This is a genomic window from Moraxella osloensis (genome assembly GCF_001553955.1).
Classification (GTDB): Bacteria; Pseudomonadota; Gammaproteobacteria; order Pseudomonadales; family Moraxellaceae; genus Faucicola; species Faucicola osloensis.
In genome coordinates, this window is record NZ_CP014234.1 from 2,355,883 (window position 1) to 2,381,496 (window position 25,614).

A 25,614-nucleotide genomic window follows, 5' to 3' on the forward strand; every position below is an offset into this window, starting at 1 on the left:
CTGTTTTTTTTGATTGTTTTGCTGTTTTATATGGGTTGTTATCTATGTCAAATCATGCCTTAACGCCCCTTGTGGGTCGTGCCCTTGCTTATACTGATGGCGCCTGCCGTGGCAATCCTGGTAAAGGGGGCTTTGGTGCTGTGGTGATTTTACCTACGGGTGAGCAAATTGATATTTGCGGGGGTGAGGCGCATACCACCAACAACCGCATGGAGCTGATGGGGGCGATTGCCGCATTGGAAAACAGCCCAAAAGCGTTACCGATTCAAATCTGGTCAGACTCTAGCTATGTCATCAAAGGTATCAGCGAATGGCTGGCAGGGTGGAAAAAGAAACATTGGAAAAATGTCAAAAATGTGGAATTATGGCAGCGGCTTGATGGGCTGTGCGAGCAGCGACAAATTGACTGGCAATGGGTTAAAGGACACGCCGGTCATGATGGCAACGAATATGCCGATAAGCTTGCAAACCAAGGCATAGACCAACTACCCAAAAGCTTTAACAAAGTAATTAAAAATCCACCCAATCCTACCATTGATTTAGATGTTAAATCGGATTTTAGTGATAAAAACCCTGATTTTGATGATAAAAAAAAAGACCCGCCCATGAACCCAATGTCAACCGATAACGACCTAGTTCCCACTCACTCAGCGTTAACCCGCGATTTTAGCGATGCGTCTTTTGATGACGCGCAAGACCTAGAGTTTGCCGACAGTGAGATGATGGGGGATATCTTTTTGCAGGCACTTGACGGTGAACCCGCCCCAATCACTATTCAAACAAGCACTACCCAAACAAGCAAGACTCAAATAAGCCATACTCAAAATGACGATGTATCAACTCAATCATCGTTAGGCGGACAGTCAACTCACTTGCCAACCAGTGCTAACCCACATTTTGCGGTGTTCACCAATCCACAAGGGCAATTTGTCCCGCAAGATGACAACTTGATTGCTCAGCGCCCCGTGTTTAACGGTATTACCAGCCAGCCCAACCCGACTTTTATACCTTTATTACCCATCGCCAAACACAAAGGGACTGCCAATCGCCAGCTGGTTCTCGATACTGAGACCACAGGGTTTGAAGCGCAAAATGGTGACCGTATCATTGAGGTCGGTATCGTTGAGATGATTAATCGACGTTTTACCGGTGAAAAACTGCATGTCTATATCAACCCAAAAATTGAGATGGGTGAGGAAGTCATTCGCGTTCATGGCATTCACAATGTGTTTTTAAATGATATGCCCGTGTTTGAGCAAGTCGGTGAAGCGATTTATGACTTTTTGCAAGGCGCAGAACTCATCGCGCATAATGCAGGGTTTGACATGAGCTTTTTGCAAGCTGAGTTTGCGCGACTTGGCTTGCCCGATATCCACCAAACCGTCACCGTGACAGACAGCCTTGCCATCGCCAAACGTATGTTCGCAGGGCAGCGCAATACATTGGATGCGCTGGTGAAACGTCTCAATGTCGGTAAACAAGACCGTACCTTCCACGGCGCGTTACTCGATGCCGAGATTTTAGCAGAAGTGTATCTGGCGATGACAGGCGGACAGGTAGCATTAGCCATCGATGATGATGTCGGTGGCGGTGTCGGCGGCGCAACTGTGCATCAGCGTTTTAGCACGACTATCAAGCGCTTTTTGGCAAGTAGTGATGCTGAGCAGGCGCATCTTGAATGGCTTAACGCCTTAAAAGATAACAACCCACAGCTGGCTGAAAACTGGGCGAGTGTTTAACCATAAAAAATGCCTCATTAAATTTTATAAAGGCATTTATTTGATGGGCAAAATTTCATGATAAAGTGTAATTATTGTGCTGGTATTAACACTTTGACATAGACACTGGTATAGGGACGTCTTACAATAATCAGCAATAAATGTAGCTGTCATTTTACCTTTATCACCTTAAAATCATTTTGGATAAAAAAACATGAGTCTGCCAAGTTCTAACTCACAAAAACTAACAGCCACCAATTTTGATTTGCCTTCATTGCATTTATTAAGACCTGAAATTGCCGTGACGCTACACGATGCCGAAATGCATTTAAGTGAGTTTAATGACGACAGTAGTCAAGCGCCTTTGCTGCTTGATTCCGTGGATACCTTGGCGCAACTGGCAAAAGTATTGCGGTTGATTCAATTAGAGGAAGGCTATGAACTTGCCAATAGTCTATCGGCAGGACTGCAAAAACTCTATGACGAGCGCGACCGACCCAATAATGACATGATGATGGATGTGTCAGAAGGTATCATGACGTTGGCGCGTTATATCGAGTTTGTATTACTTAAAGAGACCATTGAACCTTCGTTGTTGTTGCCGATTATCAATCAACTTCACAGCGATTTGCATCAGCCAGTGCTGCAGCTATCAGACTTAACTGCCAACAAAAACAGCAGTATCGTCATTGCCAATCCAGAACAAAATTACCAACCGTTAAAATCACTCGGCATTAACCCAAAAAAACTGGTGGAAGCTTATCGCGCAGGTCTGAGCGTAGCACTCACTGCACAGAGCAATCAATTATCGCCAAAAGAGCTAGAAAAACTCAAAGCCATGCAAGCGGCGTGTGAAATGGTTTCAAAACGTACCGACAGTTTGTTTTGGCATGCCGCTGATGCGGCTGTATCAGATTTGGCAGGGGTGTTACCGCTTAGTAACCTGCAAAAGCGGGCGCTTATTTTTGTTGAACAACAATTTAATGATTATCTACCTGTCAATGATTCTCGTTTTGCTGATTTGGTGCAATTTGCCAGTTCAAGAGATAGCCAGCTTGCCTTGCAAGTTCAGCACAAATTCTCGGCCAATACTTTAGATGAAACCCAGTTAAAAACCATGCGCCGCTTCTTATTTGGACCAGACCGTGACGTGACCAGTACGCTTAACCAGCTCATCCAGCAAGAAATTGATTTGATAAAATCTGCCAGTGACAGTTATGCCCGCCAAGTTAATCTCAATTCAAGTCCAGATGAGATTGATAGTATGGCGCAGCGTTTGCATGATTTAAGTAGCGTGTTTAGAACCTTAAATTTAAATGAGGTGAGTGCAGCGCTGACTCAACAAATTGGCAAAGTAAAAACTTGGACGCAGCCAACGCCTGATGATTTTGATGAATTGCTTGGCACTTTAATGATGGCAGAAAATGCGGCAATTAACCTGGCAAAATCACATACCCCGGGTGCGGTAACATTGCCCGTGTACAACCAGACTATTTCGCTACATCAAATCGAAACGGCTCATAACACGCTCGTCCAAGAAAGCCGTACCGCCATTGCCACCATTGAAACTGCGCTCAATGATTATCTAAATGACACCGACAAAGATATTCTACATATCACGCCTGTGCCTGATATCATGCGCACTATCTCGGGTGCTTGCTTATTTTTAAACTTACCTCGACAAAGCCAACTGCTCAAACGCGGTGCCACAGTGCTACAAAACTTAACTGAGCAACAGGGTCGCGAGTTGTCAGAGCATGAGCTTGCTAAAATTGCCGATATTGTGATGTCAGCAGATTATTATCTAGAAAGTCTTGAAACGAACAAACCCGCAGGCAACCATGCAATGTATGTCGGCTATCGCAGCTTACAACACATGCTTGTGGCTTAGGGTGATTTGGTAACCAATATGACCGCATTACACCATTATTTGCTTATTTGTGATAACGATAAGTTCGCTTGTATAGGCGGACTTCCTTTTTTTTATCGTTGTGAGGACGTGCCCGATCAGGCCGTTAAAGTGAATACCGATGAGGCAGGCAACAATATTTATGCCATTGCCCATCAAGATATCGACTTGTCACAATCGCCAGAAGAGAGTACAGGACAGATTGAGTTTTTGCGCTTTCGGCATCTGATTGGCAGCCTTGATGCGCTACAATCCAGCCAATTAGCCAAAGCCATGCAGCTGTTACGCTTTCGTCAAGATCATCAATTTTGTAGCCGCTGTGGTACGCCCACGGAGTTACACCCCATTGAAAATGCCACCGTTTGCCCCAGTTGCCATTATCACCAGTATCCTAGAGTGCAGCCTTGTATGATCACCGCTATCATCAAAACCACCACGGACAAACCACAGATTTTGTTGGCGCATCATCTACGGGCGACAGATAGCAAAATGTATACCGTGCTGGCAGGTTTTGTGGAAGTCGGTGAGAGCTTAGAGCAATGCGTGCATCGTGAAGTGATGGAAGAGGTGGGGTTATCTGTCAGCAATTTGCGCTATTTTGGCAGCCAACCGTGGCCTTTTCCCAGCAATTTAATGGTAGGGTTTATTGCAGAGTACCAAAGTGGCGATATCAGTATAGATAACAATGAGCTGATGGATGCCCAGTTTTTTGATGTAGATAGCTTAGATGAAAACGGCCCTATCATCCCGCCAAAAGGCACGATTGCTTACCAACTGATCGAATGGGTGAAACAGCATTACCAATCTTAAACAGATTGATTAAGTGACTTGTTTTCATCATTCGTCTTGATGATTTGTATTGATAGGTTATAGGCGAAATAGGTATGAGCTATGGTAAAATATACACTGATGATTATAGTGAATAAAAATTGAGCCATGTCTGATAGCCAACCTGTTTTCAAGGTACCCAATCTATTTAATAGGTTAAACTTAAATAGCCTAAGTATCGAGCATCAACGATTAATACAACAAATCGACCAAGTCCTGCCGCAAACCCAATGCGGGCTATGCGGTCATCCTGAAGGCTGTCTGCCGTATGCCACCGCCATTGTCACACTGGGCGAGTCGCATAACCAATGCGTGCCCGGTGGGCAATCAGTCACCGACCAAATCGGCAAACTGCTTGGGCGTATCCCAATGACAGCTGAAGCCTCAAAATGGCAAACGGATCCCGCTACCAATCGTCCGATGGAAATGCGAGCCATCATTCGAGAAGAAGATTGCATTGGCTGTACCAAATGTATTCCTGCGTGTCCTGTCGATGCCATTATTGGCTCAGGCAAACGTATGCACACCATTTTTACCGACCTATGCACAGGTTGTGAGCTGTGTTTGCCGCCCTGTCCAGTGGACTGCATCGAGCTGGTGCCCTTCACACGGTTGATGGATGACGCGACAAGGCAAACCGAGCAAGACGGATTACGCGCGCGCTACTACGCCCACCTTGACCGTATCGAACGCCAGGTCAATGACAATACCAATGCCAAACCTGTGGTCAGTATGGTACAAGCCAAACTCAATGATATCACGGTTGATATCAGTGAAACGCAAGCCAAAAACGCCATTGAAGCGGCAAAACTACGCACCCAAATCAAAAAATTAGAAAAACAACTTGCCGTACGCGCAGATGACAATAAACAAGCCTTGGTGCAAGCCTTGCAGCAGCAACTTGCGACACTGCCATAACCTAAAGAGTGCATAATGGTTGCCAACATCAAATCAAAAATCCAAGTGCCCAAAACCGCAGAGACACCGCCCTCACGGCGCATGCCCAATAAAAACGTGTTGCCGTTTTTCCAAAAATTAGCAGCAGCCATTGAAAAACCAGAGACGGAACTGGAATATCAAAGCAACTTTGAATTGTTGATCGCCGTCATACTGTCGGCACAAGCCACCGATGTCAGTGTCAATCTGGCTACCCGCAAACTATATGCCGTCGCCAATACCCCGCAAGCAATGTTGGATTTGGGTGAAGCTGGGCTAAAAAGTTATATCAAAACCATTGGGCTATATAATAGCAAAGCCAGAAATGTGATGAAATGCTGTCAAGACTTGGTGGATAAATTTGCTAGCGAAGTACCGCAAACCCGCCACGAGCTTGAAAGCCTAGCAGGGGTAGGGCGAAAAACTGCCAATGTGGTGCTTAACACTGCCTTTGGGCAGCCCACCATGGCAGTGGATACCCATATTTTTCGTGTCGGCAATCGCACAGGCTTGGCAACGGGTAAAAATGTGCGAGAAGTGGAAGATAAACTCATCGCACGCATACCACAGGACTATATATTGGACGCGCACCATTATTTGATTTTGCATGGACGCTATACTTGTAAAGCTAGAAGTCCCGAATGTGGCAAATGCCCAGTGTATGACGAATGTATGTTTAAAGACAAAGCCAAGTTTATTGAAAAGTAAGTGGATTTAAATTGACACAGGATGTTAAACGACCAATTTTTTAATTCCAAATTTGCCTATGCATATTCATAATCTCCTAGAAGTTGCGGCGGGAAAAAATAGAGAAAGCCAACAGACTTTGCTATAATCAACCCACTTTTAGGCTACTTTTTTACAAGCAGTTTTATAAACAACTTTACTAACAAAAAGGAAAAACTCATGGCAGATTTTAACCAAATTCTTGATGCGGGCGACGTTGACGGCGGCGTGATTAACGTGGTTATCGAAATCCCAGCGGGCTCAAACAACAAAATCGAATGGAACCGTAAACTTGGCGTGATGCAACTTGACCGCGTAGAGCCACAATTATTTGCCAAACCTACCAACTATGGTTTTATCCCACAAACCCTTGATGAAGATGGCGACGAATTAGACGCACTGATCATCACTGACACCCCGCTACCAACAGGCATCTTTATCGAAGCCAAAGTCATTGGCGTGATGAAATTCGTGGATGATGGTGAAGTAGATGATAAAGTGGTGGTAGTGCCGGCAGATGACCGCAACAACGGTAACGCGATTAATACCCTAGCAGATTTACCACAGCAACTGATTAAGCAAATCGAGTTCCATTTTAATCACTATAAAGATTTGAAAAAAGCGGGCACAACCAAAGTTGAAAGCTGGGGCGACATTGAAGAAGCCAAAGCGGTGATTAAAGAATCACAAAAACGCTGGACAGAACAAGCCTAATGGCTGGTGTTGAATTTTGCGAACGTCTAAGTTCAAAAACCCTACTTACAAAGTAGGGTTTTTTTATTGCTATTTTAGCCCTCGTTTTTTACAATGACGGCATTTTTTATTAAGTTGTTTCAAGAGTCGTTATGCAAGCCACACCGTTATACTATCGTCTCGCTATGTCGCTGTTAAAGCCACTATACCAACTAAAACTTGCGAGCAAAACCACCTTGCCTAATGAAAAGCAGCAACGCTTTGGTCAAGTGTTTCCAAAGATTCACACCCGCCAGCCGATAATTTGGTGTCATGCGGTATCACTCGGTGAAACCAATACCGCCGAACCGATTTTAAGAGATTTGCTCGCGCAAGGCTATGCGCTGTGGGTGACCAATACCACCCATACAGGCTATAACCGCGTTGAGCAGCTGTTTGCGCCTGAGATAGCAGCAAGTAAGGTGTACCATAGTTTTGTACCCATCGATAGCCAAGCGGTGATTGATAAATTTTTGGCACATGTCCAACCCGTTGCCGCGCTATTTATCGAGACTGAATTGTGGGGTACCACGCTTGCTGAACTGAGCAATCGTCAAATTGCCACGATTTTGGTCAATGGGCGCTTGTCTGAAAAATCTTTTAAGGGGTATCAAAAAGCTGCCAAGCTTAGCCAAAGTATGATGGAGAATTTAAGCCTTATCATCGCCCAAGACAGCGATTCTGCCAAACGCTTTCGCCAATTGGGCGCTACCAGTGACAAAATCCGCATTGCCAGCTCGCTTAAATGGTCTAGTAAAACCAACCCGTTGATGCTAAGCCGTGCCGAAAAGTTACGAGAAAGTTGGAACTTGCCAGATCGCGCCGTGATTTTGGCAGCCAGCACCCATGAAGGCGAAGAATTGGCAATTTTAGACAGCTTTTTAACCGTGAAAGCCCAGTATGCCAACCGTCATCCGCTGCTCATTATCGTACCCCGTCATCCCGAGCGGTTTGATGCTGTTGCCAAATTGATTGATGCCAAAAATTTGCCGGTGATTCGTCGTAGCCAAGATGGTGAACCTGCCAAAAATGAAAGCGTATATTTGGCAGATAGTATGGGTGAACTTGGCGTGTGGTATGCGCTTTCAGACATTGCCATTGTCGGTGGGTCTTTGGTCAATATCGGTGGGCATAATCCGATTGAAGCAGCCATTGTCGGCAAGCCGATTATTATGGGGCAATATACCCAATCTTGCCAACTGATTGTGGATCAGTTAAAACAAGCGGGTGCATTGGTGCAAGTCAATGGTAGTGATGAATTAACGCAGCAACTGGCTCACTGGCTTGCCAACCCAAAATCTGCCCAAACCGCCGGTCACGTCGGGCAAATTTTAGCAGAAAAATATCAAGATGCGACCAAGCAACAACTTGCCATGATCATGCAATGTATCGCTGATAATAAGGAACAGCTTATAAAATCAGAGATTCAAAAAATTGACCATGAACCTGTGGCGAGTGATGGTCGAAAGTTCATTGATGATCTGTAATCTATGCATTAATCATTTATATAGATTGCAAATGCAAAAATAAAAAGGACTAGCCAAGCTAATCCTTTTTTATCAGTCAGTTTTGTAGTTTATTCTTGTACTTTGTTTTGTACTTTAGTTTTATAAGCTAGTATTCAGCTATTTCATAAACCAACCATGACTTGCGATAAATGATTGACCGGTCATCGCATTGGTTGGGAAAGCCGTTAAAAATAAGGTTAATTGAGCGATATCATCGGTTGTGGTAAATTCACCGTCAACGGTTTGACCTAGCATCACGTTTTTCACCACTTCTTCTTCAGAAATGCCTTTTTCTTTGGCTTGCTCTGGGATTTGTTTTTCAACCAGTGGGGTTTTGACAAAGCCTGGACATACCACGTATGAGCGCACGTTGTGAGCTGCGCCTTCTTTAGCCAATACGCGGGCTAGACCTAATAGCGCGTGTTTGGCAGAGACGTACGGCGCTTTTAGGGCTGATGCTTCATGTGAGTGGACTGAGCCCATATAAATGACGGTACCTACTTTATCATTTTGATACATGTATTTAAGTGCCGCTTTGGTAGTCAAAAAAGCACCGTCTAGATGAATGGCAATCATTTTTTTCCAATCCGCGTAGCTAAATTGGTCGATGGGATTAATGATTTGGATACCGGCATTGGATACCAAAATATCAATACCCCCAAATTCCTGTACCAGTTTATCCACGCCAGCATTTACCGCATCTTCATTGGTCACATCCATAGCAATAGCAACCGCTTTGCCGCCTGCGGCTTTGATTGTATCCACGGTTGCTTGCGCCGCATCTGGATTGATATCTGCAATACCTACCGCAGCGCCTGCTTTAGCATAGGTTTCTGCGATATCGCGACCGATACCACTTGCAGAGCCAGTGACGAGTGCGACTTTACCGGTTAAATCAGTAGTGAGTTGGGTAGCCATTTTTTCTCCTTGATTTTTTATGACAAAGTGGTTTTATTATGACGGTTTTAATTATTAAAAATTAATTATTGAAAGTTACTATCGGGACGGGCTTGCGCATCGGCAATATAGTCTACTGCTACTTCACCCAACGCAAGGGTGAGATTAGCAATAATATGAGAGGTTTTGACGATTTCTAGCACAGGTAATTTTGACACGGGTGCCATCACATGGTCAAATAACTGTAAGGTAGCAGGTCCTGTATAGGCTGCTTTAACTTCTACATTGGTCAAATAATAACGTACCAACTCGCAAATACGCGGCGTGCCATCGACATGGGGAATAAGTTTTAACAAATAATTGGGCGTTTTTTCCATATTGGCTTTGACGGTGGCTTTGTCCAGCTCATCATATTTATATGCCATAGTGCCTGTGGCTACGCGCACACTGCCATAGTCGAGGGTGCCAAGTAGCGTGTCGGTGTTGTCAACGGTTAATACAGGCGATGCCATTTTTTTGGGGAAACCCCACAGCTCACGCCCGCCCGCGGTAGGTCCAAAGTCATCTAAAAACATACAATGGGTATAATTGGCATGACGGCCTTCGGCATCAATCACTTCAATCACTTGTCCCGATTCAGTATAGTTGCCAAATCCTGTACTGTTGGGCATACGGATAAACTCGTAACTCACCAACGCGTCATCAGTGATTTGCAGTGACTCAGGTACAATAGCGCGCAGTTTTTCGGGATCGGTGCGGTAGGTGATGATAAAGTATTCGCGGTCAAAAAATTCGTAAGGACCATTCGAACAAGGTGGGGCAGTAAAAGGCATAAACGTCGCGTTATCTAAGATATCACTCGCTTTCATGAGCTTTCCTTTTTATCTCGTTATATTATCCAGTTATGCAATATTATTTAATTTTATTGTTATGACATGAAGCAGGAAATATCATACACCCTTATGCAAAATCAATCCCAAGACAAAATTGTTATGATGTTGTAATAATTTTTTCACACCTGCATCCGCTTAACTTTGGCGATAGCAGGTTATCTGACGGCAAGGTAGGGCTGTTCTTATGGGCTATTTTATTGGCTAGTTAACAGTGCATGACCGCAGAGCACACTCACGGCATTCTCAGTGCGTAAGATGCGATTGCCAATATGCGCCGCTTGGCAGCCAGCGGTTTTGAATAATTCGACTTCATAATCGATCCAGCCGCCTTCAGCCCCAATCACTAGCACATGTGGCAGGGCATTGTCCCACACTTGGGTAAACTGCTCATTGGCATAAGGATGTGTCAAAATCGCCTGTTTACCCGCGATTAAAGCAGGGAGTTCATCTTCAACAAAGGGTTTTAAGCGTTTTTTGAGGCTCACGGTCGGGCTTACGGTATCGCAGGCTTGTTGTAGGCCTTCATGGATATAGTTATCGAGCTGAGTTAAAAAAGGGGTCTGCCAGTAGCTTTTTTCACTACGGTAACTATTGACCAAGATAATATGCTGGACACCCATCGCCGTCATGTCCAAAAATAGACGACGCAATACCTTGGGGCGGGGAATTGCCAAAATAACAGTCAGCGGAAGTTTGGCAGGTGGTGCAATAGTACAGTGGATTTGCGATAATTCGATGCTTGAATCGTGGATATTACTGACAACCGCTGTGCCTAAATGACCATTTTTGATACCGACTTTCACCGTATCGCCCAATGCCACTTTAAGCACCTGTTTTAAATGCATAACGCGCGTTTTATCATCAATAATAGCGGTCGATAAGGTATTTTGTGGTAAAAGAATGATATTCATAGGGATAAATCTTAGGCAATAAAAAACCCCAAAACTTAATCAAGTCAGGGGTTTTTTTAATATGGCGGAAGCTGAGAGATTCGAACTCTCGAAGGGCTCGCACCCTTGCCGGTTTTCAAGACCGGTGCATTCAACCGCTCTGCCAAGCTTCCAAATTGTGGTGGCTATTATATACAAGTGAAATAACAATGCAAGCATTTTTTTACGTTAATGCAAAAAATATTAGCAAAAGAAAGCTAAATAGAAAGTTGGCTAACTATGCTGAAAATTTTGGCTTAATACTTGAGCTTCATACCTTGCGCTAATGTTAAGCAACATATTGAAGCAAAAAACGCTCAAAAACCCACCAAATTTGCGTCTAAAAATATTGATACAACGGATTGTTTTAGTGCCTCCATGTGACCCATTACAGCTTAACAATAATGTTGAAAATTACCTTGCTGATATGTTATCACATTGTTAATAACTCGCTGCTCTGGCACGTTACAATGGCTTTTCAATCATCAAAATGATCAAGTACATCAAAGATGAATTACTATTGGTGTTAGGCAGCAGTCGAAGGGATGGCACTTATCTTAGGGATTGACCGCTTTATGTCAGAGTGCCGTGCATTGACCAACTTGACCGGTAATGCCTGTGCGACGATTGTCGTGTCACGTTGGGAAAATGCGCTAGACAAACAGCGTTTGGACGCCGCGCTCAATGGTCAGCCATTACCGCCTATTGAGCATCATCCCACCGTATAAGCGTATAAGCCTAGAAAAGATAAGCCTATAAAAGTGTTGATGAATCTTAAAAAAACCAAAACATTTGCGTTTTGGGTTTTTTATGGGGCTAAAAATGCTTAAGGTTTTGCCGTATCAGTTGCTTTGGCTTTGGCTTTGGCTGTCTCATCAATGGCTTCAAAAATCACCTCATCAGGCACCCCTTGACGCTTAAGCTTTTCGATAAAACGGCTGTCTTTAGCGAGTGAGTAGCCGACATTCTCGGCATCGAGTCCCCGGCGAATATATAAGCGAATCAAGCCTTGAATACGTGGAAACCCATGGCTTTTGGCGACTTGGGTCAACAAATCTCGCATTTCTTCAGTGATTTTGATATGGATAGGAACCATGACTTGTTGATTTTTTTTGATTTTAGTAACCATTTGCATGCCTCGCGTGTGATCAATTTTTAGCAATCAAGCTAGATATAACCAAATTATCAATTAGACGGAAAATTTAGCGCAATTAGATATCTTTAACCTAGTGTAATTATTTCATTGGCGATAAACAAGCAAGGCAAACGTAAAATTCCTACAAAAATCTTAGCCAAATGTTGCATTAGCTTAACGCCGCACGCGACAATCAGGCGAAATTTCTTTACAAAATTTGTTGCTCCCAATAGGTCTGTACCGATTTATCGCATTGATAAACCTTCTCAACGATGCGATCAGCAGGGGCATTATTCACTTTTTTCACCAATTCAACCCACAGCTCGGGCGTACCGAATTCAATAATCACATTGAATAGGGGCGTCATATCGCGCTGCAACAGCGATTGGTCAATCATATATGCCGCAAACACACACGCTTTCGGGTTTTTATCGGACACTGCGCGATAAGCCATGCCATCAAGCAAGGCTGGCACGGTGATTTTGAATTCTGGTAAAAGCTGCATGGCCAAATGCGCGCTATCAGGCAGCTTGATTAGCTCGATAAATTGGGTGATTAAGCTTTCATAGTAAGATTTATCATCTGGCGACAATTTACCTTGCTGATGATCGCTTACTAGCTGGGTGATGCGGTCTTTATTAATCGCTTGTTGTAGGGCTAAAAATTGAGATTGGGTAGGGGAAAAAGACAGTGTCATAAGTAGTATCTTATCAATAGTATCTTATCAATAGTATCTTATAGTACTTTAGCATAGTACTTTAGCAAGTGAGATGATAGGGTATCAAAAACAGGCATATTAAACAGCAAATTGCTAAACTTTGCTCATAAAAAACATTGCTCATAAAAAAACCCATTCACAAGGGAACGGGTTCAAAATATACAACAGAATTTGGCTTGATTGGCTCTCCAACCTGGGCTCGAACCAGGGACACATGGATTAACAGTCCATTGCTCTACCGACTGAGCTATTGGAGAACAGATAATCAAGTGGTGCGTATATTACTGAGATTTAAAAAATGAGTCAAGCATTTTTTAGCAAAAAATATCAATAAAATGCATGATGCAAATGATTCATAGCATTAATGCTAGATAAAAAATGCCACATAAAAAAAGACCTCTAACAACACTTGTTAAAGGTCTTCTTAATATGGCTCTCCAACCTGGGCTCGAACCAGGGACACATGGATTAACAGTCCATTGCTCTACCAACTGAGCTATTGGAGAATAAGCGGTAGAATTTTTTGTTAAACCTGCAAAAAACATCGCAGCGTTTAAGTGGTGCGTATTTTAGCAAATTAACCGTGACTGTCAAGCCCTATATCAAAAATATTCGGATTTTTTTATTTTTGACCAGATTATGGCTAGTAGTCAGTCAGTTACTGATTGGCTATTGTGATGATAAGGCGAATTTGCTACTTTAGCGATTAAGGCATCACTGTATGGGTCAAGTTGATTCACAGCTATGCTAAGGTTGATAATTTTTTATCATAGTTGTTATATAAATTAAGAAGGATCGCCATTGTGCCCAACGCCATTGAATCAAATCAAAATTTGCAAGTTGCCCCTTTACAAAACGAACTTACCATGTCTGTGCTGATGACGCCTGATTTGGCAAACTTCACCGGCAATGTGCATGGCGGCGATTTATTAAAGATGCTTGACCAAGTGGCTTATGCTTGTGCCAGTCGCTATAGTGGTGGTTACGTGGTTACGTGGTTACGTGGTTACGTGGTGACGCTATCGGTGGATCAAGTGATTTTTCGTGAGCCGATTCATGTAGGGGAGTTGGTCACCTTTTTGGCAAGCGTCAATTATGTGGGCAAAACTTCGATGGAAGTGGGTATTCGAGTGCAGGCAGAAAATATCCAAAACCGTACGATACGCCATACCAACATTTGTTATTTTACCATGGTCGCGGTGGATCAATATGGCAAGCCAACCGGGTGCCACCCCTTGAAATCAAAGATAGTTTGCAAGAATGTCGCCAAAAAGCCGCACAGATGCGTAAAGCATTACGTTTTCAAAGTAATAACATTCCCCAATGTGATATCAAATAGGCAAAAGAATGCGTCATCAATATTCCTCTAAAAAACCCAACAAACCGTTAAATCCATCAGGCTCATTAAATGCTAAAAAATTAGCCTTGCTAATTTTATTGACCTCGACTGGTATGACTATGTTGGTTCATCCTGCTTACGCCGAATTAATCATTCAAAACAACCCAGTCAATGGTCAAACACCAGTTACCACTATTAATGAATTGCAAACCCAGCCCACGGATGCATCGCTTGACAAGCTTATCAAGGTGCTACATATCGATAAAATGATTGATGAAATGCTTGCCCAACGTCAGCAAGCGGCCAATATGACGAAAGGGCTACCCCAAGAATTACCTACAGATGAAAACGCGGGTATTTTTAGCCGTCATGCGCAAAAACAGCTTAAAAATATCTTTGTCAAATATAGCACCGTCTTGGGACAGCAATTAGACCAACCCATCGCTAAACAGCAACTGCAACAAGCTTATCAGGCGATTGCCAAAAGAACCTATACCCAAGCTGAAGTCGATGCCCTCAACCAATTTTATGAGACCCCAATGGGACAACGCATCTTGAGCAAACAATCGCAAGTTTCCAGTGAGTTTGTGCAGGTGATGATGCCGACCCTGATAGGTGACACAAGCCAATTTGAAAAAGCGATGCCAAGTTTGCAAAAAGATATCGAAAAAATCTTTAAATAACTAGTTGACAATCCATGATAAGTCTATATAATACGCGTCACTTCGATGATATTGAAGCAACTTGATTGGCTTATAGATTGCCTATCAGGGTCGTTAGCTCAGTTGGTAGAGCGTCTGCCTTACACGCAGAATGTCGGCGGTTCGAATCCGTCACGACCCACCAACCTATATCATCGCTATCAAGCTACCGTGCAGTGGTAGTTCAGTTGGTTAGAATACCGGCCTGTCACGCCGGGGGTCGCGGGTTCGAGTCCCGTCCGCTGCGCCACTTATTTTAGTGGAACTAAAAACGAAATTTTTATAGTTTTATGCCTCAAATCTCCCCTGATTTGAGGTTTTTTTTGCCTTAAATTTTACACCAAGCTATTGATTTTAAAAAATATATTATTTTATACATTTTTTTCTTGATATGATTAGGAAAATTGATTTTGATTGTTAAGTTGAAAAGATATTTATTTTTAATATTTAAGTAAAACTCACGTGACCAAACGCTTGGGACCAAAACGTGACCATTTTGTGAGCAAAAATTTTGGCTGACGGCTTGCAAGGTCACAAGCCGTTGTGAAAACACAAGAAGCCTAGCGAAAATCAAAAAATTAGCCACAACGACTAAATGCTTTGATGGGCTATTGTTATTTCTGAGAAGCATGTATATACTTGAACAGCCGTCTTAAGTCATTGGTTTCCCCAAATAATACTAAAACTGTATTAGGCTCAATGACAAAATCTGGATGCACAATGCCATCGATTTTGGATTTAGTTTGATTTCGACCAAAACCAAATTGGGTTTGCTGAAATGAAACGGTGGTTAACAGCATCACATTAAATTGATTGATTAAATCAAGCGCATGAACTGTTTTACCGTAAAATGTAGGCGGTGTCTGTATTTGAACGATACTATAATCGTTATCAAGTTCAAACGAATCAATTAAGCCAGTTAGCGAGAGTTTTTTTGCCCAGTGCGTTGCCGCCTCGTTTTCGGGCTGGATGATGTCATCCACCCCCAATGCTTGTAGCACTTTTTCATGCAGTGGGTTAATCGCTCGGCTAATGATATATTTGGCATTGAGATTTTTGAATAGCGCAGTGACCATCACGTTTTGCCCTTGGTCTTCGCCAATGGTAATGAGCACCACATCTGTCTGGGCGATGGGTAACCCTGAGACGGCGTTTTCGCTAGTAGAATCGATACAAATCGTGTGCGAAATGGATTCTTTGTAGCGCTCGACTTTATCCATATCGATATCAATACCAATGACCTCATGCCCTTGACTGGTGAGTTTGGTGGCGAGTGATGAGCCAAAATTGCCTAGACCGACGATGATGTATTTCATATCTATACCTTATCAATTTATTTTTAGGTGATAATAATCTCTTCGCTGGGATAGCGATAGCTTTGATGCCTTGGGCGATTTAATAAGGCAATTAAGATGGTCAATGCCCCAACCCGTCCACAAAACATCAGCCCAATCAGGACAGATTTGCTAAACGCACTTAAATGCGGGGTGATGCCTAAGCTTAGACCTGTGGTAGTGTAAGCAGAAACACTTTCAAATAACACTTCTGTCATACTCATGTTGGGCTCTGCCCAGCGTATTAACGTACAACCAAACGCAATGATAATCACTGACAAACAGATAATCGCAAATGCCCGCTTCACTGAGATATCCGCAATTTCACGACGGAATACTTCGATACGAGAATAGCCGCGTGCCAGTGACACAATATTGAGCACAGCGACTGCAAAAGTCGTGGTTTTGATACCACCGCCTGTAGAGTTTGGGGCTGCCCCGACCCACATCAGTGCAATGGTAAGCATCACGGTCGGTGGCGCTAGCTGTGCCATGTCTACCACGTTGATTCCTGATGAGCGCGGTGCAGCTGCCACAAAAAACCCTGTCACAAGTTTGCCTATGACACTGGTATGCTCAGATAAAGTGCCTTGCCACTCAAAGGCAAGCACACTGACAAAGGCAAGCACTAGCAAGGACACGGTTGTCACTAGATTAATGCGGCTATTGATACTCAGTAGCCACGGCTTGGCACCATATCGTGAGCGGTTAGGAAACAACAGGCGCATCACCTGATGGCGCAAATATTCCACGACATTGGCAACTATCGTAAATCCCAACCCCCCAAATAAAAATGTCACCGCCACAACGATTTGTAACGGATAATTAAAGCGCACTTGTAACTCATATAAGCTATTACTCATCGTTGAAAAACCTGCATTACAAAATGCAGAGATGGCATGAAACACCGAAAAAAAGATGCGGCGATGGGTGCTCATAGGGACATCAAGCATACTGATATAAATCGCTATGGCTGCCACGGACTCCACCGCAAAGGTGACCGCAAAAATTACTTTGAGCGTCTTTAGCACATCACTCATACGATTGGCTGAGGTCACATGCCCAAGCTGTAGCTGTGTCTGATAACTGATGCGTCCTCGAAAAAAATAGCTAAAATAGGTAGCAAAAGTCAAAATCCCTAAGCCGCCCAATTGAAACAAACACATGATAATGATTTGACCCAATGGGGTAAAAAAAGCGCCGGTATCTTTTACCGCCAGACCCGTAATACACACCGCACTCGTGGCAGTAAATAACGCATCGACAAATGCAATATGACCATAGGTGGCATTTGGCATCATTAGCAAAAACGTGCCGAGCAAAATAAGCAATAAAAAACTTAAAATAAACAACTGGGCAGGATGCGCAACAACTATCTTAAAGCTGAACTCCATCACCAATAACTGACGAATAAAAGAAACCAACAACGCAATTTTTATCAATGATTTTTCAAACAAGAATTTGTATAAAAAAGAGCTGTTATCGGCAAAAAAATGTGTCACCAATAATGCAATAACTAATAAAGCAATGGACAAATCAAACGTGAGCACAAGCTTTGAGCGTATACCTTTTTGCACATATTGATTCAGTAATTCAATAAAATTGAGCCCAAGCACGATTAAATAAAACGTCGAAGCCACGCCATGCAACCAAACTTTAAAATCAAACCCTGTCTCAATAATCGCAAGCAATACAGCGAATAAACTGCTATAAAATACCAGTTTATGAAACACACCAGATGGACTATCCTGCATTGACTCCAGCGCATTTTTTTTATTTTTTTTCAATATAAAATCAAACATCGTAAAGTTGACTTCCGTTTTACCCAAGCATAGTTGTTGTACTTTATACCGCAATTATACGTTTGAGAAAACTAGATTGAACAATGATTTAAAAAAAGTAGCGATGATTTGACAAAAGTACGTTGTTTTTGAGGCAGGCTAAAACACCAAGGTTACCGTTAAGCCTTGGGTGGTGGCAGTGGTTTGGGGGTTGTTGTCAACCAGTTGCGTAGGACTGAGATAAATATCAATATTGGCTTGTTGGCAGATTTGATAAACAATCGATAAACCTAAGCCTGTACCGCCAATTACCGTGAAACCTGAATGGGTACTTGTGTCTTTGGAGGAAAAAGATTTTTTGGCAGTATCACTATGGGTTTGTGTACTGCTTGTTTGTCCTTGTGCTAGTGATGCGCTCGACGCATTTTGATTGACGCGGTAAAAAGGTTGAAAGACGTCTTGATAATGGGCTGCATCAATGCCAATGCCGGTATCGGCAACTTGGACGATGAGTCGTTTTGCGCGGTGATTGGGTGTGTTGCTAGCGTTGTTCACCAACACAGGGGTCGGGGTCAATGCGTTGGCGAAGTTGGTATGGGTGGCATGGGTCGAATCGCTGCTGCTTGACGTCTGTGTTAAATCTTCGATAGTCATGTGGTCAATGACAACAGCGATATTGCCTGTGGTTGGGGTATATAAAATGGCATTTTGCAGTAAATTTTTGAGGAGGATAAACAAGGCGGTTTCATCTACACTGACCTGCGTCGCTGACGTACCCAGCGCGGCGAGATGGTTGTCAACTGACAGGGTTTGGTCTTTGCTATCGGCAATCGGAAATAGCAGTTTGATGGCTTCTCGTAGCACTGCGATTAAATCGGTGGGCGTGTTGGTGCGCTCGGTCAGCTGTGATTGCTGGGCTTCCATACGGGCAAGGGTGAGTAGCTGTTCCACCAAATGTTGATTGTGTTCTACTCTGACAGCGAGTTTATGAATGTTTTGTTTGAATTTGGCTTGCCTTGCATGGTCGCTATACATCGCCGCGTCTTGACTGTATTTTTGCAGTTGTTGCACTTGCAGCGAGATGGCGGTCAATGGCGAGCGTAGCTCATGCGCGGCATCCGCGATGAAGCGATTTTGGTTTTGGATATGCGCGTCAACCCTTTGTAACAAGGCATTGATTTCAATGACCAAGGGCATGAGCTCGCTGGGCAGAATCGAGCGATGTTGGCTGTCAGTGGGTAGCTCGATCAAGCTGAGATCTTGACCATGACGTTTTGCCATTTGCTTAGCTAATATCTGAATCGGACGCAATACGCGCTTTAATACCCAAGGCAATAGGGCAAGCAGCAATAGGGTCGTTAGTAAAATTGGAATAATAGATTGCCAAGCCGATTTTAACGCAATTTTTTTCTGCCATTCGACAGGTTGACGCACAAAAATCACCCGCCTTGGGGTGTCTTTACGAAAGACTTTCCAGATTTCACCATCGAGGGTTAATTCACTAAAACCAATAGGGGTGTTAATCAATTGCGGGTGAGCCATTGGCTCAATAAAATTGGTGTCAATTTTGCCAAAACGGGCCGGGAAGATATCAACTTGCACACCGTCTTTAACGCCTTGATACTGTAGTACGTTGCTTTCATCATTGGATGAGAAAACCGTGGTCGGCGTGCTACTGCTAGGGGCAGAAGCTATCTTAGCTGGTAGAGGTGGTCTAGGCGGTGGTAAGTCATGCGGTGCAAAATCGTTATCTGGGTTTGATAGACGCCTATTAGGCTTCAGGTTACGGGGAGGGGGTCGCAGGGCCGCGCGCGAGCTAACCAGCTCAGCAAGATAGCTAAGATTGGTTTCTTGTGAGGTGTTAAACTCTTGATAGGTATAGCAAAATACCGCAATCTGTACCAAAATGCCAATCGATAGTAACGTGCCAAGGATCCAGACCAGCAACTGTTTTTGCAGTGATTTTTGCAACGGCAGGGCGGTTTTTGTAGGAGTAGTCATGGTCATTTTCGCCGCTATTTGGCGGTCATTGTCTGGATGTTTTTTTGAGGCCTTTTTTTATCACTTTTTGTTAGTCTTGGGCTTCGGCGCTGATATACCAGCCTAAACCACGGATGTTTTTAATCCGTTTTTGACCAATTTTTTTGCGCAGTCCATAGATTAAAAATTCAATGGCATTGCTCTCTATCCCAGCTTCCCAATTGTAGATAGAATTTTCCAATTCACTTTTAGAAAACACTTTATCGGGCGCGGTCATAAAAGTGGTGAGCAGCATGTATTCTTTGGCGGTAATATCGATTTCTATGCCGTCACGTTTGAGGCGTTTGGCATTGATATCGAGGGTTAAGTCGCCGACTTGTAGGGTGTTTTGGCTATTGCCTTGTGAGCGGCGCACCAACACACGCATACGAGCAAGCAATTCACTCATCGCAAATGGCTTAGTCATATAGTCATCTGCCCCAGCATCCAGCCCTTTCACGCGGTCTTTGATTTGGTCTCGGGCGGTCAGCACCAGTACAGGCGTATCGATTTTGGCACTGCGAAGCGTCTCTAACACGCTCATGCCGTCAATTTCTGGTAAGCCCAAATCCAGCAAAATCACGTCATACGATTCGACTTTGAGGGTCAAAATCGCTTCTCGCCCATCTTTTGCCCAGTCTACCGCATACGCTTCTTCTTCTAGACTATCAATCAGACTGTCGGCAATGAATACGTCATCTTCGACGAGTAATACTCTCATTGGGTTACCTTTATACACGAATACTGTTCAATAAATAAACTATAACACAAAAAACCGCCATTCTAAGAATGACGGTGTTGCTCATAGGCAAAGTTGCCATTTGGCACTCAATTATGGCTGAGTAGGCGCACGACGGTTGAGGTCGTTAAGTGATTTGACATCGCTCACGGCACCTGTTTGGGCATCAACTTTGACATGATAGACTTCTTTACCTTTTACCACTTCAATCTGATAGCTTGGGGTTCTTGGTGATTGATTCTGGGCAGGGTTTGGTGCAGGCGGCATGCCTGTATGGCCCATTTGTGGGTCTCTGTTAGGGCGGCGTTGACCGTCACGAGGACCATGACCCATTTTGCCCCCTTTATCCCCACCCAAATGGGCGCCAATGGCTTCACCACCCACTTGGCTTGCTGCCAATTGCATGGCGCGCTCTAGGCTGACATTGGTGGCAGGCGGCGCAGGTGGTTGATTGTTGTTGGGGGTATTAGACGTATTAGGTTGTGGCGGACGCGCTGGGCGTGATGGCCGTGATGGCATAGTTGCTTGGGTCACTTGACCATTAGAGGCATTGACGATATACAGTTGTGGTTGACCATTCGCACTAAGGGTCATGACACGGTAGCCGACGATGTTGTTATTGGCGTTTTTGGCGATACGGGCAGGGTTTGGGTTGGGTCGGTTGCTATTGTCATGATATTTTACGCCAACAATGCGTGTGTTCGCGGTTTGTTTTTGTACCAAGGCGACCGCTTGAGAGGCACTGATGCTGGCATTGGCGGCTGCTTGGGCGTTGGCCTGCATGGCTTGTAAGCGTTGCTCAAAGTTCTTGGCATTGGCGGGATGGCGTTTTTGCATGTTTTGCGCTTGTGGTGCCGCTGAGGTGCTCGCACAGGCGGTGACTGTCGCACCTGTAACAACACTAAGCAAGGCTATACTAAGCCCAGTGGCTAAAAATGAGGGGTTAAATTTTGCTAAGTTCATAGGTTTTCCTGCGATTGTTAATATAGTTGTTGATAACCCTTGATTGGATAGTACTATCATACAAAAATTAAGACAGCAGAAACTTAGCGATAACGCAGAATCAGGCTAGGTAGGTTATAGCAATCGGATTAAAAAAATTTGCTTTGCATAAACGCCGGCAACAATGTTCAAAAATGTTTTTATCAATTTTTTTGCCTGTCAAATCAATTTTTCCCCAGACAGGTTAAATTAAAATATCAGGCTCAGGTAATTGCACGATATTAATTGGATGGTCAGTTTGCCAAAGATGGTGGGTGACAATGATTAAAATGCCTTGCTGCTGATGCTGTACCAGCATTTGCCACAGTGCTTCACGGCTTTTTTTATCAAGTCCCGCAAACGGCTCATCTAGCAGCAAGATTTTTTTTGGGCTAAGTAATAGCCGTGCCAAGGCAATGCGTCTGGCTTGTCCACCGGAAATAGCTTGCCCGTATTCCCCTAGCGGGGTCTGTAATTGTAGCGGCTGACTGCGCGCCCAGTCTTTGAGTCCAACCTTACCCAGCACTTGCCAAAGCTGTTCATCACTGGCATCGGCGTTGCCCAATCTTAAATTGGTCGCCAAGGTCTGGTCAAAAATATCAATCTGTTGCCCCAAATAACCTGTGAGCGCGGGCGTATCGTGTAACGCTAGCCAATCCCTACCATTGAGCTCTATGCTGCCTTGTTGCGGTGCTAGTTCACGAGCCAGCACTTGTAACAGTGTTGATTTGCCCGCGCCCGAGCGCCCAGTAATCAATACAGGGATGCCTTGGGTGGCAGTCAAGCTGATAGCTTTGAAACCGACAATCGCCTGCGGCATTTTGGCAGCTAGCTGATGGATGGTGAGTGTGAGTGGTGCACTTAGGCGCGCAACATCGATGGGTAAAGGGGCTAAATCATGGTTTAAGTGATTGGTTAAATCAGGCGTTAAATGATGGCTAGGTTGTAGCGAAGGATTGAGTAATTCATTGAGTTGGTGTTTTGCTGCCAAACTATTGCCAAGGGCTAGCGAATGGGTGACTAACGGTGTTAGCAAGTCAGTCATGCCCATGATACCGAGGGATAGCGCAAGCAACATCGGCACACTGATGACAAGGGGCGTGTGATAAAAACCCACTAACAAGCCGACCAAAACCGCTGCAATCAGCCACTGCATGATTAGCATGACCAATGATTGGGCGCGCTGGATGCGCTTTTGCTGATGCGTATGTTGAGTGTCGACGCTGTTAAAAGCAGTCAATTCGGATTGCCAGCGCTGCCAAATCAATAAATGGGTAAGCGCCGATAGCGGATTGAGCAAACTGACACGCCTAGACTCTGCCAATGCCTGATGAGCGCGGGCGTGCTTGATACTGCGCCATGTCAGCATGGTAGGCAACATCAAACCGGCGATTAAAAATATGGCAATCAAGACGGGGCTAACCTCATACTGATAAAGTAAGGTGGCTACTAGCAAGCTCGCGGTTGTCGCGACTAGCCAAGGCGATACCACGCGCAGTGGCAACTCATTGAGCACATCAATATCATGGGTTAAACGGTGCATGGCATGGGTAGATTGTAAGGTAATTGATAAATTTGCCAGTGGCAGGCGTGAAAACTGGTTAAAAAAACGCACTCGCAGCCGCTGCAACAAACCAAACACCGCATGGTGGGACACCATCATTTCACCATAGCGTCCTGCGGTACGTACCATCGCCATCACACGGATAATCGCTGCCGGTACCAGATAATTAAAACTGTGTGAGCCCAGCGCCACCATCCCTGTCATTGCTGCCGCAGAAATAAACCACCCTGACGTCATCAATAGGCCAATCACGGATAACGCAGTCATCATGGCTAAACAGGCAGCAATGAGCCATTTATCTAGCTGCGTGCTAAACAGCTGGGTTAAACGAAAGGTTTGATGACTGTTTGATTTTTTTTGCCGGTGAGTGTTGACACGGCTATTTTGATTAATAAGCCTATTTTCACTAGCAAGTTTATTTTCGCTATTTTTTTCACTAGTAGAGTCTGTCATACCGTTACGCCTTCGCCAAAGTAGATGCAATATCAAGGCTTATTTGCCGATCCAGCCAAGGCAGTTTTGTGGCATCGTGCGTCACCCATAACACGGTTTTCCCCCTCGTCACTTGTTGTAATAGCGCATTAATCTCGGCTGCGGTGTCACTATCTAAATGCTCAGTGGGTTCATCGAGTAGCCAAAGCTGTGCGTCTTGCAAGAGTAACTGGGCTATTGCCAATCGTCGCTGCTGTCCACCGGACAAGCCGCTACCACGTTCACCTAACTGAGTATCTAGCTGATTTGGCAGTGCTTTTATCAAAGGTTTTAACCCCACTTGCGCAAGAATTTGCCATAGTTTGTCATCACTGGCGGTTGGGTTTGGCAGGCGCAAATTATCGGCGATACTCATCGGCAGTAGCATGGTTTGCTGTGACAAATAGGCGATTTGGTGGCGAAATTGCGTGGAATTGATGGTGTTAAAATTTTGGTTATTAATAAAGATATCGCCTTGATAGGCACAAAAACCCAAAAAAATTTGCAATAGGGTGGATTTGCCGCTGCCACTTTGACCGACAATCGCCAACCGTTCCCCTGCGGCAATAGCAAAACTTAACGGCGCGAGCCGTGTGCGTTGCTGATGATTGACCCAAATATTATCCGCGTCAATGGCAGGGGGCGCAGTTAAGATAGAGGGGTTAGCTTTTGTGTTTTCCGCTGACTGAAAAGCTAACAAGGGTGATAATTCGGCAATCGCGCCTTCCGCTTGCGCTTTGACATGATAATCCGCGCCCAACTGACGTAGCGGGGCATAAAATTCAGGTGCCAACAGCAGTAAAAATAGCGCCGACTGGTAAGGCACAGGCACCGTGTTTTTTTGCCAGGGTAAAATACCGATTAAACCAAAACCCAAATACACGGCAAGTAGCGCAATCGACAGCGCGGCTAACAGTTCTAGCGCTGCGGTGTTTAAAAACGCAATTTTGAGTACCGACATGGTGCGCATACGGTAGGCTTCGGCTGAGGCGTCGATGTCTTGACTGGCGTGCCCGACAGCATCCAGCCGCTGCAGTGTCGCTGTGCCACGTAACCAATCCAAAAATCGCCCGCTCAGCTGTGCCATCGCGGCAAATTGTTGCCGACTTTTACGGGCGGTGGCATGACCAATTAATACCATAAATACAGGGACTAGCGGTGCTGTCAGCAATAAAATCAGCGTCGCTATCCAGCTTTGGGTCGCTGCCGCAACTAATAGCATGATAGGCGTGGTCACCACAATCAGTCGCTGCAGATAAAAACGGCTGACATAGCCCGTTAAGGCGTCACATTGCTCAATCACCATACTGGCAAGCCCGCCATCACTGCCATACTGGTCCCGCGCTGCACCTACTTGTGCCAGTTTTTCAACTAGCGTTTTTCGTAGGATGCCGGCTACTTGTAGCCCCGCGTCTAACGCTAGTCGGTCTTTGCAAAAATGCAGTAAAGGACGTAGCAACAGACACCCTATGAGCCACGGCAGATAATCAAAAAATACGTCAGTGGCAGGGCGGTGATGGGCGATTTGCGTTAACCAATCTGCAAAGATGACCGCAATCAGCCAAGACTGCACGATCAATACTAGCGTGGACACAACTGACAGTCCCCATGCCATATAAATCGGTCGTTTTGCCATAGCGGCATAGTGACGAAGGGTTTGGTTGACAGCAGAAGTTTCAGACATGGTTGGTTAACAGTAACGATAAAATCAATGGACATATCATAGCGTATCAAGCGCAGGTTAGGTATGACAAAT

20 protein-coding genes, 5 tRNA genes and 2 pseudogenes are annotated in these 25,614 nt (G+C 44.5%); 12 read left to right on the forward strand and 15 right to left on the reverse strand.

The features are described from left to right. The first annotated feature begins 44 nt into the window (after positions 1-44). The 7 genes from dnaQ (at position 45) to AXE82_RS10455 (ending at position 8,336) form a co-directional block, all read left to right on the forward strand. Positions 45-1,739, forward strand: coding sequence for a DNA polymerase III subunit epsilon (dnaQ, locus tag AXE82_RS10425; protein WP_065252212.1), 1,695 nt, complete (start codon positions 45-47; stop codon positions 1,737-1,739). Positions 1,740-1,932: 193 nt separating this feature from the next. Further along, positions 1,933-3,609, forward strand: a complete 1,677-nt coding sequence (locus tag AXE82_RS10430; protein ID WP_062334470.1) for a hypothetical protein — start codon at positions 1,933-1,935, stop codon at positions 3,607-3,609. A gap of 18 nt (positions 3,610-3,627) precedes the next feature. Further along, complete coding sequence (gene nudC / locus AXE82_RS10435; RefSeq protein ID WP_065252213.1) at positions 3,628-4,437, forward strand: NAD(+) diphosphatase; 810 nt, start codon at positions 3,628-3,630, stop codon at positions 4,435-4,437. Positions 4,438-4,563: 126 nt separating this feature from the next. Continuing rightward, positions 4,564-5,373, forward strand: coding sequence for an RnfABCDGE type electron transport complex subunit B (locus tag AXE82_RS10440; protein ID WP_062334472.1), 810 nt, complete (start codon positions 4,564-4,566; stop codon positions 5,371-5,373). An 81-nt stretch (positions 5,374-5,454) separates the two neighbouring features. Continuing rightward, complete coding sequence (gene nth, locus AXE82_RS10445) at positions 5,455-6,099, forward strand: endonuclease III (protein WP_062334967.1); 645 nt, start codon at positions 5,455-5,457, stop codon at positions 6,097-6,099. 198 nt (positions 6,100-6,297) lie between these two features. Then, entirely contained in the window at positions 6,298-6,831 is a 534-nt protein-coding gene (locus AXE82_RS10450; protein WP_060994803.1) for an inorganic diphosphatase, read from the forward strand. 131 nt (positions 6,832-6,962) lie between these two features. Then, positions 6,963-8,336 carry a 3-deoxy-D-manno-octulosonic acid transferase gene (locus AXE82_RS10455; RefSeq protein ID WP_062334475.1) on the forward strand — a complete coding sequence of 458 codons (1,374 nt, stop codon included), beginning with the start codon at positions 6,963-6,965 and terminating at the stop codon, positions 8,334-8,336. 138 nt (positions 8,337-8,474) lie between these two features. On the opposite strand, the gene AXE82_RS10460 is transcribed toward AXE82_RS10455, so the two are convergent. The 4 genes from AXE82_RS10460 to AXE82_RS10475 form a co-directional block, all read right to left on the reverse strand. Next, positions 8,475-9,275 carry a 3-hydroxybutyrate dehydrogenase gene (locus AXE82_RS10460; protein ID WP_062334477.1) on the reverse strand — a complete coding sequence of 267 codons (801 nt, stop codon included), beginning with the start codon at positions 9,273-9,275 and terminating at the stop codon, positions 8,475-8,477. Between the two features lie 65 nt (positions 9,276-9,340). Continuing rightward, complete coding sequence (locus tag AXE82_RS10465) at positions 9,341-10,123, reverse strand: acetoacetate decarboxylase (protein ID WP_062334480.1); 783 nt, start codon at positions 10,121-10,123, stop codon at positions 9,341-9,343. Positions 10,124-10,341: 218 nt separating this feature from the next. After that, positions 10,342-11,058 carry a 16S rRNA (uracil(1498)-N(3))-methyltransferase gene (locus AXE82_RS10470; RefSeq protein ID WP_062334483.1) on the reverse strand — a complete coding sequence of 239 codons (717 nt, stop codon included), beginning with the start codon at positions 11,056-11,058 and terminating at the stop codon, positions 10,342-10,344. A 62-nt stretch (positions 11,059-11,120) separates the two neighbouring features. Next, positions 11,121-11,210 (reverse strand) — tRNA-Ser (locus AXE82_RS10475). A gap of 402 nt (positions 11,211-11,612) precedes the next feature. Here AXE82_RS10475 and AXE82_RS10480 point away from each other — a divergent pair. Beyond that, a pseudogene (locus AXE82_RS10480) lies at positions 11,613-11,804 on the forward strand (cation:dicarboxylate symporter family transporter); the annotation flags it as partial. Between the two features lie 98 nt (positions 11,805-11,902). Here AXE82_RS10480 and AXE82_RS10485 read toward each other — a convergent pair. The 4 genes from AXE82_RS10485 to AXE82_RS10500 all read right to left on the reverse strand — a co-directional run bounded on the left by AXE82_RS10485 (position 11,903) and on the right by AXE82_RS10500 (position 13,435). Continuing rightward, entirely contained in the window at positions 11,903-12,205 is a 303-nt protein-coding gene (locus AXE82_RS10485) for a CopG family transcriptional regulator (protein ID WP_065252214.1), read from the reverse strand. Positions 12,206-12,419: 214 nt separating this feature from the next. Then, entirely contained in the window at positions 12,420-12,908 is a 489-nt protein-coding gene (locus AXE82_RS10490) for a hypothetical protein (RefSeq protein ID WP_062334493.1), read from the reverse strand. Between the two features lie 202 nt (positions 12,909-13,110). After that, a tRNA-Asn gene (locus AXE82_RS10495) sits at positions 13,111-13,186 on the reverse strand. A gap of 173 nt (positions 13,187-13,359) precedes the next feature. Next, a tRNA-Asn gene (locus AXE82_RS10500) sits at positions 13,360-13,435 on the reverse strand. A gap of 360 nt (positions 13,436-13,795) precedes the next feature. Between AXE82_RS10500 and AXE82_RS10510 the strand changes: the two are divergent. The 4 genes and pseudogenes from AXE82_RS10510 (at position 13,796) to AXE82_RS10525 (ending at position 15,219) form a co-directional block, all read left to right on the forward strand. After that, positions 13,796-14,268 (forward strand): annotated as a pseudogene (locus tag AXE82_RS10510) (acyl-CoA thioesterase). Between the two features lie 8 nt (positions 14,269-14,276). After that, a complete protein-coding gene (locus AXE82_RS10515) occupies positions 14,277-14,951 on the forward strand; it encodes a DUF2059 domain-containing protein (protein WP_062334499.1) in 675 nt (224 codons plus the stop codon). An 87-nt stretch (positions 14,952-15,038) separates the two neighbouring features. Continuing rightward, positions 15,039-15,114, forward strand: a tRNA-Val gene (locus tag AXE82_RS10520). Between the two features lie 28 nt (positions 15,115-15,142). After that, a tRNA-Asp gene (locus AXE82_RS10525) sits at positions 15,143-15,219 on the forward strand. 364 nt (positions 15,220-15,583) lie between these two features. On the opposite strand, the gene AXE82_RS10535 is transcribed toward AXE82_RS10525, so the two are convergent. The 7 genes from AXE82_RS10535 to cydD all read right to left on the reverse strand — a co-directional run bounded on the left by AXE82_RS10535 (position 15,584) and on the right by cydD (position 25,542). Further along, the gene (locus tag AXE82_RS10535; protein ID WP_062334505.1) at positions 15,584-16,285 is read right to left on the reverse strand and encodes a potassium channel family protein; all 702 of its coding nucleotides are present in this window, start codon (positions 16,283-16,285) and stop codon (positions 15,584-15,586) included. Between the two features lie 23 nt (positions 16,286-16,308). Continuing rightward, positions 16,309-18,057: a TrkH family potassium uptake protein gene (locus tag AXE82_RS10540; protein ID WP_062334969.1), complete on the reverse strand. Its 1,749-nt coding sequence runs from the start codon at positions 18,055-18,057 to the stop codon at positions 16,309-16,311. A gap of 186 nt (positions 18,058-18,243) precedes the next feature. Beyond that, positions 18,244-20,091 carry a sensor histidine kinase gene (locus tag AXE82_RS10545; protein WP_062334508.1) on the reverse strand — a complete coding sequence of 616 codons (1,848 nt, stop codon included), beginning with the start codon at positions 20,089-20,091 and terminating at the stop codon, positions 18,244-18,246. 64 nt (positions 20,092-20,155) lie between these two features. After that, positions 20,156-20,824 (reverse strand): response regulator, encoded by a 669-nt coding sequence (locus AXE82_RS10550; protein ID WP_036603962.1) that lies wholly within the window; start codon positions 20,822-20,824, stop codon positions 20,156-20,158. A 111-nt stretch (positions 20,825-20,935) separates the two neighbouring features. After that, entirely contained in the window at positions 20,936-21,805 is an 870-nt protein-coding gene (locus tag AXE82_RS10555; protein ID WP_062334511.1) for a PepSY domain-containing protein, read from the reverse strand. Positions 21,806-22,028: 223 nt separating this feature from the next. Then, positions 22,029-23,840, reverse strand: coding sequence for an amino acid ABC transporter ATP-binding/permease protein (locus AXE82_RS10560; RefSeq protein ID WP_062334515.1), 1,812 nt, complete (start codon positions 23,838-23,840; stop codon positions 22,029-22,031). 4 nt (positions 23,841-23,844) lie between these two features. Next, a complete protein-coding gene (gene cydD / locus AXE82_RS10565) occupies positions 23,845-25,542 on the reverse strand; it encodes a thiol reductant ABC exporter subunit CydD (RefSeq protein WP_062334518.1) in 1,698 nt (565 codons plus the stop codon). Positions 25,543-25,614: the final 72 nt, after the last annotated feature.

What these genes read in the sequence shown, in the direction of transcription:
- AXE82_RS10460 (WP_062334477.1), bottom strand. Translation starts at nt 9,275, where the DNA reads ATGGCTACCCAACTCACTACTGATTTAACCGGTAAAGTCGCACTCGTC.
- dnaQ (WP_065252212.1), top strand. Translation starts at nt 45, where the DNA reads ATGTCAAATCATGCCTTAACGCCCCTTGTGGGTCGTGCCCTTGCTTAT.
- AXE82_RS10515 (WP_062334499.1), top strand. Translation starts at nt 14,277, where the DNA reads ATGCGTCATCAATATTCCTCTAAAAAACCCAACAAACCGTTAAATCCA.
- AXE82_RS10545 (WP_062334508.1), bottom strand. Translation starts at nt 20,091, where the DNA reads ATGACCATGACTACTCCTACAAAAACCGCCCTGCCGTTGCAAAAATCA.
- AXE82_RS10455 (WP_062334475.1), top strand. Translation starts at nt 6,963, where the DNA reads ATGCAAGCCACACCGTTATACTATCGTCTCGCTATGTCGCTGTTAAAG.
- AXE82_RS10540 (WP_062334969.1), bottom strand. Translation starts at nt 18,057, where the DNA reads ATGCAGGATAGTCCATCTGGTGTGTTTCATAAACTGGTATTTTATAGC.
- AXE82_RS10430 (WP_062334470.1), top strand. Translation starts at nt 1,933, where the DNA reads ATGAGTCTGCCAAGTTCTAACTCACAAAAACTAACAGCCACCAATTTT.
- nth (WP_062334967.1), top strand. Translation starts at nt 5,455, where the DNA reads ATGCCCAATAAAAACGTGTTGCCGTTTTTCCAAAAATTAGCAGCAGCC.
- AXE82_RS10550 (WP_036603962.1), bottom strand. Translation starts at nt 20,824, where the DNA reads ATGAGAGTATTACTCGTCGAAGATGACGTATTCATTGCCGACAGTCTG.
- nudC (WP_065252213.1), top strand. Translation starts at nt 3,628, where the DNA reads ATGACCGCATTACACCATTATTTGCTTATTTGTGATAACGATAAGTTC.
- AXE82_RS10555 (WP_062334511.1), bottom strand. Translation starts at nt 21,805, where the DNA reads ATGAACTTAGCAAAATTTAACCCCTCATTTTTAGCCACTGGGCTTAGT.
- AXE82_RS10490 (WP_062334493.1), bottom strand. Translation starts at nt 12,908, where the DNA reads ATGACACTGTCTTTTTCCCCTACCCAATCTCAATTTTTAGCCCTACAA.
- AXE82_RS10470 (WP_062334483.1), bottom strand. Translation starts at nt 11,058, where the DNA reads ATGAATATCATTCTTTTACCACAAAATACCTTATCGACCGCTATTATT.
- AXE82_RS10465 (WP_062334480.1), bottom strand. Translation starts at nt 10,123, where the DNA reads ATGAAAGCGAGTGATATCTTAGATAACGCGACGTTTATGCCTTTTACT.
- AXE82_RS10440 (WP_062334472.1), top strand. Translation starts at nt 4,564, where the DNA reads ATGTCTGATAGCCAACCTGTTTTCAAGGTACCCAATCTATTTAATAGG.
- AXE82_RS10535 (WP_062334505.1), bottom strand. Translation starts at nt 16,285, where the DNA reads ATGAAATACATCATCGTCGGTCTAGGCAATTTTGGCTCATCACTCGCC.
- AXE82_RS10450 (WP_060994803.1), top strand. Translation starts at nt 6,298, where the DNA reads ATGGCAGATTTTAACCAAATTCTTGATGCGGGCGACGTTGACGGCGGC.
- AXE82_RS10560 (WP_062334515.1), bottom strand. Translation starts at nt 23,840, where the DNA reads ATGACAGACTCTACTAGTGAAAAAAATAGCGAAAATAAACTTGCTAGT.
- cydD (WP_062334518.1), bottom strand. Translation starts at nt 25,542, where the DNA reads ATGTCTGAAACTTCTGCTGTCAACCAAACCCTTCGTCACTATGCCGCT.
- AXE82_RS10485 (WP_065252214.1), bottom strand. Translation starts at nt 12,205, where the DNA reads ATGGTTACTAAAATCAAAAAAAATCAACAAGTCATGGTTCCTATCCAT.